Here is a 3,343-nt window from a genome sequence, read left to right on the forward strand (position 1 = left end):
ACAGCACTGTATGTAGTGGTGTAAGCACCGGTTGAGAACCAGTACAGACGATCACCAGATGCCAGATTCAGTGGCAGCTCATATTTGTAGTCTTCGTACAGAATATCGGCGCTATCACAGGTCGGGCCAGCCAGAACCACTTCTTCGAGCTCGCCTTTTTTCTCCACAAACAGCGGATACTTGATGGACTCGTCCATGGTTTCGATCAGACCACCGAATTTACCCACATCGGTAAATACCCAGCGGTGCAGACCGTAACGGTCTTTACGGCTGACCAGCACCACTTCGCTGACCAGAATACCGGCGTTGGCGACCAGCGAGCGACCTGGTTCCAGAATGATTTCCGGCAGTTCGTCACCGAAATCCTCATGCAGGAAACGGGTAATTTCTTCTGCATAGGTTTTCAGATCGTTGGTACGGCTGATGTAGTTGGCCGGGAAGCCACCACCCAGGTTAATCATTTTCAGTTCGATGCCGTCTTCTTCTTTCAGACGCTCGAAAATTACCTTCACTTTGGCAATCGCCGAGTCCCAGGCACCGATATCACGCTGCTGAGAACCTACGTGGAAAGAAATACCGTAAGGCACCAGACCCAGATCACGCGCCAGCAGGCACAGGTCCATCGCCATATCGGTCTGACAACCGAATTTACGCGACAGTGGCCAGTCGGCAGTTTGCGAACCTTCAGTCAGAATACGCACAAATACACGCGCACCCGGCGCCGCTTTGGCGATATTGCGCAGGTCGGCTTCTGAGTCGGTAGCAAACAGGTTCACACCCTTCTCATAGAAGTAGCGGATATCCCGGGCTTTCTTGATCGTGTTGCCATAGCTTACACGGTCACCTGTCACACCCTGTGCCAGAACTTTATCCAGCTCGTAGCGTGAAGCTACGTCAAAACAACAGCCACGGTCACGCAGAATGCCCAGCAGTTCAGGCATCGGGTTGGCTTTAATGGCGTAGTAAGTTTTCGCATAAGGAAAACTGCTGATCAGTTCATCAAGCTGACGCTCAAAAATACGTTTATCGACAACAAGACAAGGAGTTTCCTGTTTGTCGGCAAATTCTTTCAGGCGAGCAAAGCTCTCGGCATCGTAGTAGTCTTCAGGTTGAACAACCATTGGGCTCGCTACCTCCTTATCCGGGTAGTGATGTGAATGAAAAAAGTCGCGCAAAGATAGGCTTATCTGCGCGGTAGTACAGTGATTTTTCTTTGTCCTAACGATCACATTTTCAAATCGTAACACGTCTGGCGATCAGAATCTTTGCTCAAAGGGATGCAAATTCACAGCAATCCGCCAGCAATGCGCCTGAATCGTCCTGACAAAGCGCTACAGCCGCGTTAGCACTGCGGCAGAGTAAAACACCGGGTTTACACCAGCAACCTCTCTCAGAGCGTTATTCCGTCGCCCGAACAGTGAAATCAATTTTCAGCGCTTACATTCATAAGCCTGCTCCGCTAAGGTGTCGGGCTGTTTCACTCCTGCCTTTATATGACCAGTATGCTCAGACTCTTTGAACGTTTTGTGAATCCCTTTCCTCCGGAACACCCGCAGCAGCCACCTGCCGGAATTTTTGCTTTCTGCCGCCATTACACCCGTGGTCTGGAAGTACCGCTGGTGTTTATGTCGCTGCTGACGGCTCTGCTGGCGGTGCTGGAAGTCATGATGTTCGGCTTTATGGGCAATCTGGTTGACTGGCTGAGTCAGCGCACACCCGATACTCTGCTCGCTGAAGAAGGCGGCCGCCTGCTGCTGATGTCACTGATGGTCGTACTGGTGATGCCTTTAGTCGTCTTTTTACACACCTTGCTGGTGCATCAGACGTTATTGGGTAATTACCCGATGAAAATCCGCTGGTTGACCCATCGCTACCTGTTAAAGCAAAGCCTCGGTTTTTATCAGGATGAATTTGCCGGCCGCCTCGCCACCAAGGTGATGCAAACCGCTCTGGCAGTGCGCGAAACCGTTATGAAGCTGATGGATCTGGCGGTTTATATTCTGGTGTATTTCACCTCGGTACTGGTCATGGTGGCACTGGCCGACTGGCGCCTGATGCTGCCAATGCTTGCCTGGCTGGCGCTGTACATTCTTGCCCAGCTGTACTTTGTACCCAAGCTGAAACGCATCGCCACCGAACAGGCCGACGCCCGCTCCACCATGACCGGACGCGTTGTCGACAGCTACACCAATATTCAGACAGTAAAGCTGTTCTCACATACCGACCGTGAAACAGATTATGCACGCGACTCTATGGAAGGCTTTATGGATACCGTGTACCGCCAGATGCGTCTGGTCACGGGTCTGAATGTGACCGTTAACGTCATTAATTACCTGCTGGCTTTTACCATTGCCGCCATCGCCGTCTGGCTGTGGATGGATAGCGCCATCAGTATTGGTGCCATTGCCATTGCGATCTCACTGGCCCTGCGCATCAACGGTATGGCGCAGTGGATTATGTGGGAAGTCAGCGCCCTGTTTGAAAATATCGGCACCGTTGCCGACGGCATGAAAACGCTGTCCAAAACCCCGCAGGTGCAGGATAGCGCTGACGCCAAAGCACTGAGCGTAAATCAGGGCGAAATCCGCCTGGAGCAGGCCTCATTCCATTATCAGGGACATGAAGACAACCAGAATAAAGAGGTATTCGAGGCACTGAATATCCATATCAAAGCCGGCGAGAAAGTGGGATTAGTCGGACGCTCCGGTGCCGGCAAATCGACACTGGTTAATCTGCTGCTGCGTTTTTACGACCTGAATTCCGGCCGTATTCTGATTGACGGTCAGGATATTAAAGACGTGACTCAGGACTCACTGCGCAAACATATCGGCATGGTGACCCAGGATACCTCGCTGCTGCACCGCAGCGTACGTGACAATATTCTCTACGGACGCCCGGATGCCAGCGAAGCCGAACTGCTGGAAGCGTCGCGCAAGGCCGAGGCGCACGAATTTATTCAGGAACTGCACGATCCGGAAGGCAACACGGGCTACGACGCTCAGGTCGGTGAACGTGGGGTAAAACTGTCCGGTGGTCAGCGCCAGCGTATCGCCATTGCCCGGGTGTTATTAAAAGACGCGCCCATTCTGATTCTGGACGAAGCCACCTCCGCGCTGGACTCGGAAGTCGAAGCCGCCATTCAGGAAAGCCTGTACCGGTTAATGGAAAATAAAACCGTGATTGCTATTGCTCACCGGTTATCGACCATTGCCGCGATGGATCGCCTGATCGTACTGGATCAGGGGCGTATTGCTGAGCAGGGCACGCATCAGGAACTGATTGCCAAAGGTGGAATTTACGCGCAATTGTGGGCGCATCAGACCGGCGGCTTTATCGGCGAAGA

The 3,343-nt window shown here is 52.6% G+C and carries 2 protein-coding genes; one reads left to right on the forward strand and one right to left on the reverse strand.

The window, feature by feature from the left end; translation table 11 throughout:
• Window positions 1–1,121, reverse strand: a 1,121-nt coding sequence (locus B3P58_RS04020; protein ID WP_286716179.1) for a type III PLP-dependent enzyme, incomplete at its 3' end; no start/stop codon positions are given.
• 381 nt (window positions 1,122–1,502) lie between these two features.
• Here B3P58_RS04020 and B3P58_RS04025 point away from each other — a divergent pair.
• A partial coding sequence (locus B3P58_RS04025) for an ABC transporter ATP-binding protein (RefSeq protein WP_286716181.1) occupies window positions 1,503–3,343 on the forward strand: 1,841 nt, incomplete at its 3' end.

This window comes from Thalassolituus sp. UBA2009, from assembly GCF_002335285.1.
In the GTDB taxonomy this organism is placed as follows: domain Bacteria; phylum Pseudomonadota; class Gammaproteobacteria; order Pseudomonadales; family Oceanobacteraceae; genus Venatoribacter; species Venatoribacter alkanivorans.